Below are 14,974 nucleotides of genomic sequence, written 5' to 3'. Positions count from 1 at the left end.
CCGGAAGCGCCGGTCCGCCCCTCCTCGTTCTCCGTCAGGCCGCGGCCGCACTCGCCGCGCCCTTCACGGACCGGCGCTCGGCGTAGAGCTTGTCCCTCCACGCGAGGAGATCCCCGAACTCCTCGGCCAGCCCTGGTTCGGTGAACGCGGCGCGCATCCCGGGGCCGAGGGGGATGAGGGGGTGCTCCACCGGCCGCACCATGGTCAGCGAGACGGCCACGGCGATGTCCGCGAAGGTGAAGCCGGAGAGCAGCGTGTCGCGCCCCCGCAGCTCCGTCCGGAGCCGTTCGAGGTTCCGCCGGATCGTCGCGCGATCCCGCTCCGGGTCGCGCGTGTCCAGGCGGTACTTCCGGGTCATGAACGCCGTTCCCAGCCTGGCGAACACCGGGCGCAGCGGGGCGGGCACGGACGGAGGCAGGTTCTCGAACTGCAGCGTCTCGTCCTGGGCCATCCGGGACACACTCAGCGCGCGCGCCGCTTCCATCAGCCCGGTGGCGAGCTCCACGTACCGGGCAATCTCCGCCCCCTCGCTCGCGGGGAACAGCGGCGCGCCCGTGCCCAGCTCGTCCGCGTACCGGGCGATCTCCACCGAGTCGCGGAGGACGCGCCCGTCGTGGAAGAGCACGGGCACGGACAGGGGCCCCCGGAACACCCGGGTGCGCAGCCGCAGCAGCGGCTCACCCAGCATCGGGACGTACGCTTCTTCCCGGTAGTCGATGCGGTGGTGGTCGAGCGCGAAGCGGGCCCGCTCCGACCACGGGGAGAACCAGGCGGCGACGAAGCTGGGGCGGCTCATGGTTCGAGCCTAGCAGACCCGAGCGCCCGCTCCTCGGGCCGCCTGGACTCCGGGAGTGAGCCCGAGGGAGGTGGCTCCGTGCCCGGGCGGACGAGGGGCGGGGAGGGCATTCGTACCGGGCCGGTGGCTGTTACCGGCTGGGGGTACAGATGGAAAAAGGAGCACCGGAATGAATGGGTCGATGGAAGCGCCGGCCGCGCGGCTCGACCTGGAAGCGGTCCCGCTGGAGGTGCTCTGGAACGCCCCTATCGGGATTGCCCTCGTGGACCGGGAACTCCAGCTCGTCCGCTTCAACCGGGCCCTGGCCGGGCTGCACGGCCTGCGTACCCGGGCCTGGCCGGGCATCCGCCTGGCCGACGTGCTCCCGCCCGGCGAGGCCACGCGGGACATCCTCTGGCGCATCGAGCAGGTCCTCGCGACGGGCCAGCCCCTTTCCCGTATCGAGCTGGAGTGGGGCCGGGTGAGCTGCCATCCCCTCCATGACGGCGGGCGGGTGGTGGGTCTCTGCCTGTACCTCGAGGAGGTGCCCGAGCCGAGGTTCGCACACGAGGCCCTCCAGGTGAGCGAGGAGCGGCTGCGGATGTCCCTGGCCTCGGCCGCCATCGGCACCTGGGACTACAATCCAGCCACCGGTGAGTTCCTGTGTGACGACCGCGCCAAGGAGCTCTTCGGCGCCTCGCCGGACTTCCGGATGGACTGCGAGACCTTCCATTCCATCATCCACCCCGAGGACAAGGAGCGCACGCAGCAGGTCATCCAGCGGGCGCAGCGCCCGGAGAGTGGTGGGGGCTACAGCATCGAGTACCGCGTCATCGGCATCCAGGATGGGGTCGAGCGGTGGCTCTCCGCCCAGGGGCGCGCCTGGTTCGATGAGCAGGGCCAGTTCCGCCGCTTCAGCGGCACGGTGCTGGACATCACCCAGCGCAAGCGGGCCGAGGCCAGCGCCCGATTCCTCTCGGAGGCCAGCCGCCTGCTCGCGGGGCGCCTGGACCGGGCGGAGGAGATCCTCGAGCGGGTGGCCCGGCTCGCCGCCTCCTCCATCTGCACCTACTGCATCATCGGCGTGTCGCGAGCGGACGGTCGCCTGCCGCGCGTGGCCGCGGCACACCGGGAGCCGTCCAAGGAGCTGCTCGTCCAGGAGGCCCGGCGCTTCGTGCCCAGGACCCAGGGGACGAGCCCGTTGCTGGACGGCGTGCACACCGGGAGATCGGCCCTCATCCGGGAGTTCACCCTGGACGTCCGCCAGCGCTACGCCGTCAGCTCCGAGCACCTGGCGGTGATGAACACGTTGGATGCGCACTCGGTGATGACCGTGCCGATGCGGGCGGGCGGGAAGGTGCACGGGATGATGATCCTCGCGGCGTGTGGCCCCCAGCGGCGCTTCGACGAGGAGGACCTGGCGCTCGCGGAGGAGCTGGCCGCCCGGGTGGGCATGGCGCTGGAGAATCTCCGGCTCTACGAGGAGGCCCGGCAGGCGGTGGGCCTGCGGGACGAGTTCCTCTCCGTCGCGAGCCACGAGCTGAAGACGCCGCTCACCTCGCTCAAGCTGCAGCACGCGCTCATCGGCAAGTTCCTCACGCCGGAGTGCCGGGCCTCCGTGGGCGCGAGGCTCCCCAAGGCGGTGAGCCAGGTGGAGCGGCTCTCCTCGCTCGTGGACAGCCTGCTGGACGTGAGCCGCATCAGCGCGGGCCGGTTGGGGCTCGAGCCCGTGGAGATGGAGCTCACCCACCTGCTGCGCGAGGTGATGGAGCGGCTCTCCGAGGTGTTCGCCCAGGCCGGGTGCGGGGTGGACTTCCCCGCCACGCCGCCGGTGCACGGGTATTGGGATCCGTTGCGGTTGGATCAGGTGCTCGTCAACCTGCTCTCCAACGCGGCCAAGTACGGCGCGGGCAAGCCCATCCACGTGCGCGTGCAGGTGGAGGGCGGACAGGCCCGGCTGACGGTGGAGGACGAGGGCATCGGCATCGCCCCCGGGGATGTGCCGCGCCTGTTCTCCCGCTTCGGGCGCGCGGTGTCGGAGCGGCACTACGGCGGCCTGGGGTTGGGGCTCTTCATCTCCAAGCAGATCGTCGAGGCCATGGAGGGCAGCATCCGCGTGGAGAGCCAGCCGGAGCGGGGCTCGACCTTCACCGTGGAGCTGCCGCTGAAGACGGCCCGGGAGTGAGCGGGCCGGAGAGGACCACTCCCGACAAGACACCGCCCGGAGGCACGTCTTCTCCCGGAGCCCCCTCCGTCAGAAGAACGCACCTCCGGGCGATGGGCCGCACCCGGGAGGCAGCTCCAGGTGCGGCATTGCTCGTACGGCGGTGAGGCTCAGTTCTCCGGGTACGCCGTCCAGCCGGCCGTCCAGTCCACGCTGCCCACCGCGCCGATGAACTGCGCGCTGGCGTCGAAGAAGCCATCCGCCGGAGGCGTGGCGGCGCTGGAGGTGAGGAGCGCCTGCGACTCGGCCGCCGGCTTGAAGTTGGGCGTCTTGGCGTTCACCGCGGCGCTCAGCATCGGATCCACCACCTGGTTGTCGTTGACCGTGGCGAGGAGCTGCTCCGGCTCCTTGTAGATGGAGCCGTCGGTCAGCCGGGTGGCGTCCGCGTTGGTGGTGTTGCCCGCGGCGTCCTTCACCGGGTTGGCCGAGTAGTCGATGGACGTGGTGTTGCCCTTGTTCTGCCAGAAGAGGGTGTTGCGGATGGAGAGGTTGCCGGACTCGGAGAGCTGCGCCGAGGCCGCGCCGTCCACGTCCACCGCCTTGTCGGCGAAGTGGGCGACGATGGCGTTGTTCAGCTTGATGCCGGCGCCGGTGTTGAACACCAGGCCCTCCTGCTTGGTGCCCGTGGTGGCCGGGGCCCGGTTGGAGCCGAGGAAGGTGGCGTTCCAGATCTCCGGCACCGAGCGCGGGGTGGCCGTGTGGGTGGTCTTGTTGCCGCTGGCCTCGATGGCGCGGTTGCCCACCCTGTCGTTCTGCTGCACCACCAGGAACTGCACCTTGCCGCTGTAGCCCAGGTCATAGTCCAGGCCGTCGTCGTCCGGCGAGCTGATGACGATGTGCTTGAGGTTGGCGGTACCGCCGAACATCTCCACGCCGTCGTCGGCGCCCTTGTGCACCTGCACGTAGTCGATCTCCGTGGCCGAGCCGCACGCGCCCGTGGTCAGGCCGTTGAGCTCGTTGTCCTCGGCCAGCTCGTACCCGGCGAACTCGATGCGGGCGTACTTCAGCTTGCCGCAGTCGTGGGCGTCGTCCTCGCCGCCGTACTTCGTGCGCTCGTCGCCGCTGGTGGCGAAGAAGCCCTCGACGGTGTTGCTGCCACCCGCGACGTTGATGCGGGCCTTGCCCAGCAGCACCACGCCGCCCCAGTCACCCGCGGCACGCTCGCCCTCGGGCTTCGCGCTGGTGAAGACGATGGGCTTCGCGGCCGTGCCCACCGCGTTCAGCTTCGCGTCGCGGGTGATGACGAGCGCGCTGCCCTCCTCACCGACGACCGTGGTGCCCGGCTCGATGGTGAGCGTGCCGCTCTCCACGAAGATGTAGCCCTTGAGGGTGTAGACCTTGTCGGCCGTCCAGGTGGTGTCCTGGGTGATGTGGGCGCTGATGTCGTCCGTGGTGTCCGGCGTCACGGGGCCGGGGCAGCCGGCGAGCAGGGACGTACCCAGGGTGAGGCCGAGAGCGAGCCGCTTCATGGTGTTCTTCCTTTTGAGGGGGGTTACAGGGTCCAGCCGAGCGCCGCGGAGAAGGCGATGCCCGGGCGGTACTTCAGGAGGGTGATTCCGCCCTGCTCCAAGACGACGGCGGAGCCGAGCAGGTTGGAGCCGGTGAGCTTGAGTTGCAGGCCGTTGCCGAGCTTCTGGCTGACGGACAGGTCCACGCGGTGGAAGGGCTGCTCGTAGACGTCCGGCAGGGGATTGAGGCCGACCTCGCTGATGCGCGGGCCGTAGACGTTGTAGAGGAGGGCCACCTCGGTGCCGCTCTCGGGGCGGTCGTAACCGAGGTTGAGGTTGATGACGTAGGGCGACTGTCCCTGCATGGGCCGCTGGCTGTTCGTCTGCGCGCCCAGCTTCTCCGGGTCCGTGAGGACGATGCTGGATTGGATGAGGGTGAGGTTGGCCGCGGCGCGGAAGTGGGAGAGCGCGGGCGAGAGGCGGCCGAGCGACGCGCGGGCCTCCAACTCCACGCCGGCGCTGTGGGCGCCGTCCGCGTTCTCGAAGCCCATGTCGCCCGAGTAGCGGAGGATGCGCTCGATGGGGCTCTGGAAGTTCTTGTAGAAGACGCTGGCGGCGAGGACCTCGTTCTCCCCCACGAACCACTCCAGGCGGGTGTCGAGGTTGTGGATGCGCGTCTCGAGCAGCGCCGGGTTGCCGGAGACGTTCCGGCGGCGGACGAAGTCGAAGAAGATGAACGGGGCCAGCTCGCGGAAGGTGGGCCGCGCGAGGGTGTAGCTGTAGCCGGCGCGCAGGTTCATGTCCGGGCCGAGCGCGTAGATGGCGTTGAGGGCCGGCAGCACGTCCAGGTACTTCGCGTCGGTGCTCGCGGTGGGCGCGGTGTCGAACGGGCTGTGGGCGGTGAGCTGTTGCAGCGAGTGCTCCACGCGCACGCCACCCACCAGGCGCAGGGGCTCCACGGGCTTGTAGTCCGCCGTCACGAAGCCGGCGAAGACTCCGAGGTATGCGTCGTAGGCATCATCGCCGCGCGTCGTCTCGCGCATGCGGATGCCGGTACCCAGGTTGGAGGAGGCGAACAGCTCCTCGGGGGGCAGCGAGGTGTCCACCGGGGTGTCGGTGAGCTGGTAGCGGAAGCGGCGGGCCTGGAAGTCACGGAAGGACACCTGGGCCAGGCCGCCCGCCTTCACGCGCAGGCCGGAGAAGGGGAGGGTGAGGCTGGCGCTGCCGCCGGTGGAGGTCTCGCCCAGCGAGCCGAAGAAGCGCTCGCCGCTGTTGGGTTGGTTGGGGAAGGCGAACGTGCCGGTGGGGTTGCCCAGGTCGTCGCTGTAGAGGGTGTCACGCGTGTCCGGCTCGTCGCGCTCCACGCGGCTGAAGTTGGCCTGCCAGTCCAGCTCGGCGTCGGCCAGGGTGTTGAGCCGGTGGAAGCCGCGCACCTGGTTGAAGGAGAGCGCGCGGGAGACGAACTGCAGGCGCGTGCTCTCGAACGTCTCCGAGCGCCCGTTGTTCACGCCCCGGGAGGTGAAGGTGGTGCTGTCCGTGCCGCGGGTATAGAGGCTGAAGAGGGTGAGCTCGTTGTCGCGGTCGAACTGGTAGCCCACGCTGGCGAGCGCGCTGAGGGTGGCGCCCTCGGAGCCCTGGAGGGTGCGGGTGGCGTCCTGCGCCTGGAGCTGGCCCACGGGCATGTCGGCGCGGGCGAACTCGGACTCGCGCACGCTCTCCTTGTGCCCGTAGTTGACGGTGGCCAGGTAGCCCAGGCGGCTGTTGCCGAAACGCAGCGTGTCGCCCACGGACGCGCCCAGGCCCATGTTGGGCAGCGCGGTGGTCTGGCGCGCGGACCAGACGTTGGGGAAGGCCCGCCAGGTGCTCGCCGAGCTGCCCATCCGCTCGCCCTGGGGCAGGCCCGCGGGCAGCCGGCGCTCGGGGCCCGCGAAGCTCAGCGACTCGAGGAAGCTGCCCGGGTGCGTGTTGCGCCGCCGGAAGGTGGAGACGCTGTCGCCGGAGAAGGTGATGCGCGGCTTGAACTCGAACTTGCTGGGGTAGGTGTTGGTCTCGATGAGGAGCGTGCCGCCGCCGAAGGTGCCGGGCAGATCGCTGGTGTAGCTCTTCACCACGTTGAGGTTGGCGAGCAGGCTGGTGGGGAACAGATCCAACGGCACCGAGGGCTCATCCGGCTCGGGGCTGGGCAGCAGCGCGCCGTTGAGCAGCGTCACCGAGTAGCGGCCACCGAGGCCGCGCAGCAGCATGAAGCGGCCGTCCACCACGGTGACACTCACCACGCGCTTCACCGCGTCCGAGGCGCTCGAGTCCGGCGTGCGGGCGATCTCCTGGGCGCTGATGGCGTCGGACACCGCGGCGGCCTTCTTGCGCTCCTGGAGGATGGCGCCCTCGGCCCGGCGGTCCGCGCGGGCCTCGACGACCACTTCCTGCACGGCGCCCGCGTCGGCGCTGAGCTGCACGTCCAGCTTCGTGGCCTTGCCCTGCTCCACGATGACGCCGGTGATGCGGCGGCCCTCGTAGACGTCATAGAAGACGCGCAGGTCATACTTCCCGGGAGGCAGCGCCAGCCGGTAGTTGCCGTCGATGTCGGTGAGCACGCTCTGCTGTCCGCCGGTGACGAGCTTCACCGTGGCCTCGATGAGCGTCTCCTTCGTCTGGGCGTCGGTGACCTGGCCGTAGATGCCGGTGAAGCCCACCACTCCCTCTCCCCCCGGGAGAGGGTCGGGGTGAGGGTGCTGGGTTGAATCCGCGTCAACCTGGGACGAGGACTCGGAGGTCTCTGTGGCGTCGGCGGGCGCCTGGGCCATCACGGGCGCGGCCAGCAGTGCGAGCGCCGCCAGTGCGGCGCGAATGGAATGGAGAGACAACACGGGACTCCTCACCAGCGAGCGCGCGTAGAGAACGCGACGCCCGTGGCAACGAAATGGATGGAAGGTGAAAAGGGAGAGACCGGAATGAAGACTTCAGGTCACGGCGCGGACGGCTCGGCGACGGCGTCGGGGACCACGGCGACGGTGAGATTCCCGCCGCGTGCGAGGTCCATGACTTCCATCGCGGTGCCGTACGGCACATCGTTCTCCGCATCGAAAAACACGATCTTGTCCGGGCGCGCGTTGATCATCCGCTGCAGCCGGGCCACGAGCTGGTCGCGCGGCACGTCCTCGCGGTTGATCTGCACCGAGCCCGTCCTGGTGACGGTGAGCACCACGGGAGGCAGCGCGCCAGGGGGCGGCGGAGCCACTTCGGTCTGCTCGTCCGCCTTGCCGGGCACGTCCATCCACATCTGTTTGGTCATCAGCGGGGTGACGACCATGAAGATGATGAGGAGCACCAGCACCACGTCCACGAGGGGCGTCACGTTCATCGCCGGGCGGATACCGCCCTTGCCACCACCGACATCAAAGGCCATGGCGGTTCACTCCTGCTTCTTCAGGTCGACGACCTGGAGCGAGATGCCGGGGAAACCAATCTCCTGCAGCGTCTTGAAGACGCCGCGCACCTCGGCGTAGCGCACGCCGCGGTCGGCCTTGAGCACCACGCGGGCCTCGGGGTCCTTCGTGTGGACGGCGCGGAGCTGCCCGGCGAGCTGGGCCCGCGGCACCTCCTTCTTGTCCACGAAGAAGGCGCCCTGCGCGGTGAGGCTCACGGTGGTGGGAGTGAGCGAGTTGTCCTCGCCCTTGTCCGGGTTCACCACCGCCGGGAGGTCCACCGCCGCGCCTGCCTCGAGCTGCGGGGTGACGACCATGAAGATGATGAGGAGGACGAGCACCACGTCCACCAGCGGCGTGACGTTCATCTCGGGCACGAGCCCACCGCTACGCCGGGCGGACATCGATGCTCTCCTTGCGCGTGGCGCGCTCGACGTCCAGGGCCACCGCGCCCTCACCGCGCACCGCGGGGGACACCACGCCGTGCACGTCCTCCAGGTGGTCCATGAACTCCTTGCGGGCCAGGTCCAGCGACAGCAGGAGCGCGTCGGCGCGGGTGGTGAGGAAGTTGAACATCAGCACCGCGGGGATGGCCACCAGCAGGCCGAGCGCCGTGACGACGAGCGCCTCGGCGATACCGGCGGACACCGCGCCCAGGCCGCCCGAGCCCGTCTTCGCGATACCGGCGAAGGCCTCGATGATGCCCACCACCGTGCCGAGCAGACCGACGAACGGCGCCACCGAGCCCACCGATGCCAGCACGCTCATGCCCCGGCGCACGTCCGCGGTGACGCGCTCGTAGATGCGCTCGAGGTCTCTCCGCGTCAGCTCCACCGCGCCCAGCTTGCCCTGCGGCGCCGCCTTCTTGGCCAAGTACGTCTTCACGCCACCGCCCAGCAACTTAGCCAGGCTGCTCGCCTTGGCCGTCGAGGACTCGATGACGAACTGCTCGTGCTGCTGCGACTCCAGCAGCTTGCCGGCGCGCGCGGCGAACTTCCGGTCCGCCGCCTTCGAGCGGAAGAAGTAGAACAGGCGCTCGAAGAACACGACCATCGACGCCAGCGCGAAGGCGACCAGCGTGTAGGCGATGCACCGGGCGAAAAAGCCCATGTGGTGGTAGATCTCGATCAGATTGAAGTTCATCTGGGGGGCTCCGGCGGGTGAGACGGGAATGGCTCGCTACTTGAGACGGAAGGGGACCTTCACGATGCGGAAGACGGCGGTGGGCTGGCCGTCGACGAGCGCGGGCTCGTAACGCCACGTGCGCACCGCGGCGAGGGCGGCGCCCACGAAGGGCTCCTCTCCGCGCATCACCTTGACGTTGCTGACGCTGCCGTCCGCCTCGACGACGATCTTGAGGATGACCATGCCCTCCTGGCCCCTGGCCCTCATGTCCGAGGGGAAGTCGGGCAGCAGGTTGGAGCTGAGCTCCTTGGGAGGCGTGGCGGACTCGGGGAGGTTGATGGGCCTGGGGCGCAGGGAGCCACCGGCCACACCGGGGCTGTCCATGCCCGTGACGATGGCGCCCGCCACGAGCTGGCCCGTGCCGCCCACGGCGACGGGAGCCGCGGCCACGGCGTTCTCCGCGTCGGCCTCGGGCGGCTTCTCCACCGGAATCTCCTTGGGCGCCACCATGGCCGCGGGCGCGGCGACGGTGGGCGGCGGAGGCGGCTTCGCGGCCTTGGGCTTGGGCGGCGGGGGAGGCGGCGGCGGGGGCGGCTTCGCCTCCACCACCACCGGAGGAGGCGGCGGACGGAACACCACGTCCACCTTCTTCTCCTTGATGACTTCCCTCACCTGGTTGCCCACGGCCACCGCGGTGAGTCCGATCAAGGCGCACACCCCGAGGGAGGCGACGCCTGAGAGCGCGAACCGCCGGGCGGACTGCACGTCGGTGGCGCTGTCGTAGGTCTCGAACATGACGTCCAGCCGTATAGCGACGTCACGTTTCAGCCATGTGCAGCCCCCGCAACACTTCGTCACGCCCTGCGTCACGTCTGGCTCGCGGGCACCTCACGGCGGCGTCACGGCGTGACAATCCGCGCACGCTTCGTCACGTGGGCCTCCTCGTCACGGAGATGTCACCGAGGGAGGGAGCGGCCGGCTTCGAGCGTTGCTCCATTCTGGACCACGCCTCGGGCGGGCGAGCGGGGGGGCGGACGGTGTTTCCGGCAGGGCGCTGGATTGGTGGGGTCCGTCGAACCGTGCGAATCTCGTGACGACCATGTCGGCCGCGGAGCTTCCCGGAAACGGAGCGGGGAAGGATCGGTCCCTACCGCCTCCTGGGGAAGTTGAGCTCGGGGGGGATGGGGGTCGTGTACCGCGCGCGGCTCGACGAGACGGGGGAGCTGGTCGCCCTCAAGACGGTGCGGGTGCCCGAGGCGCCCATGCTGCGCGGCATCCGCCGGGAGATCCACGCGCTGCGGCGCATCCACCACCCGGGCGTGGTGCGCGTGCTCGCCGAGGGCGTCCAGGACGGCCTGCCCTGGTACGCCATGGAGCTCATCGAGGGGCTCACCCTCCGGCGCTACCTCGATGCGCTGTGGAAGCGTGATCCGCGCTTCACGACGGATGTCGTCACCCAGGCCGTCTCCTCGCCCGAGTCCGCGGGCGCCCCGGCCGCCTCGGGCATCTCGTTCCGTTCCTTCGGACCGCCTCCATTGGAGCAGCGGCGCGACGCCGCGCTGACGCGGCTGGACGAGGTGCTCACCCTGGTGCGCCGCCTGTGCTCCGCGCTGGCCTTCCTGCATGGCGAGGGCATCGTCCACAGGGATCTCAAGCCGGAGAACATCGTCATCCGCCCGGACGGCACGCCGGTGCTGGTGGACTTCGGGCTGGCGTCCGCCTTCGGAGGGCCGCTGGGCCGCGAGTCGCTCGACGTCTCCGGCAGCCTGGAGGGCTCCTACATCTACATGGCCCCCGAGCAGATCAAGGGCGGGCTGGTGGATGCGCGGGCGGACCTCTATGCGTTGGGCTGCATCCTGTATGAGCTGGTGGTGGGGCAGCCGCCCTTTCCCGGCTCGGGTTGGGACGTGCTGCGGCGGCACCTGCAGGAGCAGCCCCATCCGCTCTCCGCGTGGGTGCGCGATGTGCCGCCGGAGCTGGACGCCCTGTCCCAGCGCATGCTGGCGAAGGTGCCCCGCGAGCGCATCGGCTACGCGGCGGACGTGGGCGCGGCGCTCGCCGGACTTGGCGCGGAGGAGCTGTCCCGGCCACCTCGGGGTTCCCCGCGGCCGTACCTCTACCGGCCGGAGTTCGTGGGACGGCAGCGGCTCCTCCTGGAGCTGGAGCAGCGGCTGGCGATGGCCCGCGAGGGCAATGGCGGGTGCCTGCTCATCGGTGGCGAGAGTGGCGCGGGCAAGACGCGCGTGGTGATGGAGTGCGCGGTGGCCGCCAGCCGGACGGCCTTCCGCGTCGTCACGGGCGGCTGTCTGCCGCTCTCGGGGGGAGGCACGGGCGAGCAGCACGGTGAGCCGCTGCATGCCTTCAAGCCGCTGCTGCAGGCCATCGCCGACGAGTGCCGGCAGCAGGGGCTGGAGGAGACGGAGCGGCTGCTGGGCGAGCGCGGACGGGTGCTGGCCCGCTACGAGCCCGCGCTGGCGGACCTGCCCGGACAGGAGTCCAGGCCCGAGCCGCCCCGGCTTCCTCCGCAGGGCGCCCGTGAGCGCGTCATGCGCTGCCTGGCCGAGACGCTCGCCGCCTTCTGCGAGAAGGAGCCCGTGCTGCTCGTCATCGACGACCTACAATGGGCCGACGAGCTGTCGCTGGGCGTGCTGGACTTCCTGCAGTCCGGGTTCCTCGGCGAGTCGCACGTGCTGGCGGTGGGCACCTACCGCAGCGAGGAGCTGGACGCGGCGCTGCGGCTGCTGCTGGCCGCGCCGGGGGTGTCGCACCGGGCGCTGGGGCAGTTGGACGAGTCGATGGTGGCGCGGATGGTGGAGGACATGCTGGCGCTGCCCTCGCCGCCGGAGTCCTTCGTGCGCTTCCTCGCCACGCGCTCGGCGGGCAACCCCTTCTTCGTGGCCGAGTACCTGCGCACGGCCATCGACGAGCGGCTGCTCTTCCGGGACGTCTTCGGCCGGTGGCAGGTGGCCGTGGGCGGCGACACCCTGGATCGCCTCCACGAGGAGCTGCCGCTGCCCGGGGTGCTGCACGATCTGGTGGGCCGGCGCCTGGAGGGCCTGGGCTCGGAGGCGCGAGGCCTGTTGGAGGTGGCGTCGGTGCTGGGCCGCGAGCTGAACGCGGACGTGCTGGCGGTGGCCGCGGGGCTGGGGGACCTGCAGGAGCTGGAGGCCCTGGAGGAGCTGCGCGCGCGGCACGTGCTGGAGGACGCGGGGGGAGGGCGGCTGCGCTTCGTCCACGACAAGCTGCGGGAGATCGCCTACGAGGGCATCCTCCCCGAGCGGCGCGGTCCCCTGCATCGCGCGGCGGCCATGGCCCTGGAAGAGCACCACGCGGAGGAGGGCATGCCCCCGGCGCTCTACCCCGTGCTGGCGCACCACTTCGAGCTCGCCCAGGACGACGTGTGGACGTTCGAGTACCTGGAGAAGGCGGGGACGCACGCGCTGCAGGCGGGCGCGAACCTGGAGGCCTCGGGCTACCTGCGCCGGGCGCTGGAGCTGGAGGTGCGGCGCGGGCTCGACACGGGCGTGCGGCTGGATGGGAGCCGGCGCGCGCGTTGGGAGCGGCTGCTGGCCGAGGCCATGCACGGCCTGTCGGATTTCGAGGCCTGCATCTCGCACGGCCAGCGGGCGCTCGCGGAGCTGGGCCGGGCGCTGCCGGAGACGCCAGGAGGGCTGGGCCGCTTCATCCTGGCGCAGGTGGTGCGGCAGTTGATGCACCTGGTGCTGCCCCGGAAATGGGTGCTCGAGGAGGACCGGCAGACGCGCGTGTTGCTGGGGGCCTCGGCGCTCGCGGCGACGCGGCTGGCCGAGTGCTACTACTGGCGCTATGAGCCGCTGCGCATGGTGGCCACCGCGTTGCTCTCGGTGAACCTGGCCGAGCGCGCGGGCCGGGACGCGGAGCTGCCGCGGCTGTACGGGCAGCTCGGCTCCATCGCCGGCATGGGACGGCTGCACGCGCTGGCGCGCGCCTACTTCCGCCGCGCCCAGGGCGAGGGCCAGCCGGTGGAAGACCCGAGCGCCACGGCCTTCGGGCTCATCGTCGAGTCCATGTACCACTCCTGTTTCGCGCGCTGGGCGCTGGCCTCGGCCAAGGCGAGCGAGGCGAAGCGGGTGTTGCTGCGGCTGGGGGACAAGGGCGAGCTCGAGCTGTCCGAGGTGCTGCTGGGGAACGCGGAGCAATACACGGGCCGCTTCGAGGAGGCGCTGGTTCGCTTCGCCCACATCCGCGAGTCCGCCCGGAAGCGGGGCCACCTTCAGCACGAGGAGTGGAGTACGCACTCCATGGCGCTCAGCCTGCTGGTGCTCGGCCGGTTGGACGAGGCGATGCCGCTGCTGCGCGAGGCGAGTGGGATGCTGAAGGGGCGGCATGATCCGCTCTCCAACATCATCTGCGCCGGGCTGCTGGGCATGGCGTACCTGGAGCGCGAGGAGTGGGAGCGGGCGCGCGACGAGGCCGACAAGGTGGTGGAGCTGGTGAGGCGCTACCCGCCGATGCTGTACACGGAGAGCCACGGCTACGAGGGCGCGGCGAAGGTGTACCTGGCGCTGTGGGAGCGGGAGCGGGTGCCCGGGCGGAGGCCGCCGCCGGTGGCGGAGGAGGCCCGGCGGGCGTGCGCGCGGCTGTCGTCCTTCGCGGTGCGCTTTCCCATGGCCGGGCCGGTGGCGCTGCTCTGCACGGGGCGGATGCACTGGCTGGCGGGCCGCACGTGGCGGGCGCGCTCGGCGTGGAAGCGCGGCGTGCGGGTGGCGCGGGAGCTGGGCATGCCCTACGACGAGGCGATGGCCTGGCTCGAGCTGGCGCGCGCCTCGGCGCCGGGGAGCCCCGAGCGCGAGGAGGCCGTGCGGCAGGCGGTGGAGGGCTTCACCCGGCTGCGCTGTGCCGGGCTGCTGCGCGAGGCCGAGGCGCTGAACATCCCCTCTCCCCTCGGGAGAGGGACGGGGTGAGGGTATCGGGTGCACCCGGGTTGAACCCCCTGTCCCCACTGGGGGCCACGGGTGGAAGAACGGGCCCGGGTACCCTCACCCTGACCCTCTCCCGGAGGGAGAGGGAACATCCTCACAGCCCGGTCCACAGATGGGTGGTGGTGCGCAGGCCTCCGTCCTGCTCGCGCAGCAGTGCCACCAGCCGGCCGCGCTGCATGGCGCGCACGGGCGCCTCGGGGTCCGGGAAGCCCTCGGGCAGGCGCCAGTCCGGGGGCCGCACCTCTCCGACGGGGATGGAGCGCCCGTGCTTGAGGTCGTTCACCTCGTCGCCCGCGATGGCCCGGGAGGGGCACCACGGCAGCACCTCGGAACCATGCAGCCAGACACGCCCTCCCGGGCCCGGGTCCGCCCAGGGGCCGATGGCGGTGCGGTGCAACCGCGAGAGGTGGGCGCCACAACCGAGCGCCCGGCCGAGGTCCCGCGCGAGCGCTCGCACGTAGTAGCCGCCGCGGCAGGTGATGCGCAGGCGGCTGCGGCGGGGCAGCTCATGGGAGAGCCAGCGGGCCTCGTGGAGGTAGACGCGCGAGGGGGGAAGGTCCACGGCCTCGCCGCGGTGGGCCTTCTTGTACGCGGGCTCGCCGCCTACCTTCTTGGCACTGGTCGCGGGAGGTACCTGCTCCGTCCAACCAAGGAAGGGGACGAGTGCGGCGTCCAGAATATTGTACGAGAGGACAGAGGTATCTCCTTCACGGACGATCTGACCGAGCAGGTCTCCGTTGTCTGTCTCCACGCCCCAGATGACCTCGGCCTCGTACGTCTTCGGCACGGCGTGCAGAAGGTCCATCAGGTGCGTGGCCGGGCCCGCGAGCAGCAGCAACAGGCCCTCGGCGAAGGGGTCCAGCGTGCCGCCGTGGCAGACGGGAAGTTGCCTGCGGGTGAGGCCCGCGGCTTCCACCTCGTCCATGAATGCCTGCACCAGGGAGAAGCTGGTGGTGCCCACCTGCTTGTGGGCCAGATAGATGCCGGGCTTCATGCGTTGGAATTCCTCGGAAGTT

Annotated in this window: 10 protein-coding genes; 2 read left to right on the top strand and 8 right to left on the bottom strand. The window is 70.8% G+C overall.

The annotated features are described in order from the left end of the window. Window positions 1-34: 34 nt before the first annotated feature. Complete coding sequence (locus ACN28I_RS27635; RefSeq protein WP_420944923.1) at window positions 35-796, bottom strand: glutathione S-transferase family protein; 762 nt, start codon at window positions 794-796, stop codon at window positions 35-37. A gap of 169 nt (window positions 797-965) precedes the next feature. Here ACN28I_RS27635 and ACN28I_RS27630 point away from each other — a divergent pair, with 169 nt between their 5' ends. After that, complete coding sequence (locus ACN28I_RS27630) at window positions 966-2,960, top strand: ATP-binding protein (RefSeq protein ID WP_420944922.1); 1,995 nt, start codon at window positions 966-968, stop codon at window positions 2,958-2,960. Between the two features lie 149 nt (window positions 2,961-3,109). Here ACN28I_RS27630 and ACN28I_RS27625 read toward each other — a convergent pair whose 3' ends face one another. The 6 genes from ACN28I_RS27625 to ACN28I_RS27600 form a co-directional block, all read right to left on the bottom strand. Next, on the bottom strand, window positions 3,110-4,468 hold the full coding sequence (locus tag ACN28I_RS27625; RefSeq protein ID WP_420944921.1) for a hypothetical protein: 1,359 nt from the start codon (window positions 4,466-4,468) through the stop codon (window positions 3,110-3,112). Between the two features lie 23 nt (window positions 4,469-4,491). Next, window positions 4,492-7,251 (bottom strand): TonB-dependent receptor domain-containing protein, encoded by a 2,760-nt coding sequence (locus ACN28I_RS27620; RefSeq protein ID WP_420948726.1) that lies wholly within the window; start codon window positions 7,249-7,251, stop codon window positions 4,492-4,494. Window positions 7,252-7,412: 161 nt separating this feature from the next. After that, complete coding sequence (locus tag ACN28I_RS27615; protein ID WP_420944920.1) at window positions 7,413-7,853, bottom strand: ExbD/TolR family protein; 441 nt, start codon at window positions 7,851-7,853, stop codon at window positions 7,413-7,415. A gap of 6 nt (window positions 7,854-7,859) precedes the next feature. After that, window positions 7,860-8,276 carry an ExbD/TolR family protein gene (locus tag ACN28I_RS27610; protein WP_420944919.1) on the bottom strand — a complete coding sequence of 139 codons (417 nt, stop codon included), beginning with the start codon at window positions 8,274-8,276 and terminating at the stop codon, window positions 7,860-7,862. Next, window positions 8,260-9,015: a MotA/TolQ/ExbB proton channel family protein gene (locus tag ACN28I_RS27605; RefSeq protein ID WP_420944918.1), complete on the bottom strand. Its 756-nt coding sequence runs from the start codon at window positions 9,013-9,015 to the stop codon at window positions 8,260-8,262. The genes ACN28I_RS27610 and ACN28I_RS27605 overlap by 17 nt, the downstream gene beginning before the upstream one ends. A gap of 36 nt (window positions 9,016-9,051) precedes the next feature. Next, window positions 9,052-9,792, bottom strand: coding sequence for an energy transducer TonB (locus tag ACN28I_RS27600; RefSeq protein WP_420944917.1), 741 nt, complete (start codon window positions 9,790-9,792; stop codon window positions 9,052-9,054). A gap of 344 nt (window positions 9,793-10,136) precedes the next feature. Between ACN28I_RS27600 and ACN28I_RS27595 the strand changes: the two genes are divergently transcribed. Then, window positions 10,137-13,940, top strand: coding sequence for a serine/threonine-protein kinase PknK (locus tag ACN28I_RS27595; RefSeq protein ID WP_420948725.1), 3,804 nt, complete (start codon window positions 10,137-10,139; stop codon window positions 13,938-13,940). 112 nt (window positions 13,941-14,052) lie between these two features. On the opposite strand, the gene truB is transcribed toward ACN28I_RS27595, so the two are convergent. Beyond that, complete coding sequence (gene truB / locus ACN28I_RS27590) at window positions 14,053-14,952, bottom strand: tRNA pseudouridine(55) synthase TruB (RefSeq protein ID WP_420944916.1); 900 nt, start codon at window positions 14,950-14,952, stop codon at window positions 14,053-14,055. Between the last annotated feature and the right edge of the window lie 22 nt (window positions 14,953-14,974).

The organism is Archangium gephyra (assembly GCF_049060025.1).
GTDB lineage: Bacteria > Myxococcota > Myxococcia > Myxococcales > Myxococcaceae > Archangium > Archangium gephyra_A.
The sequence above is the reverse complement of the archived record's forward strand: the minus strand, read 5'-3'. Positions and strand labels throughout refer to the sequence as shown.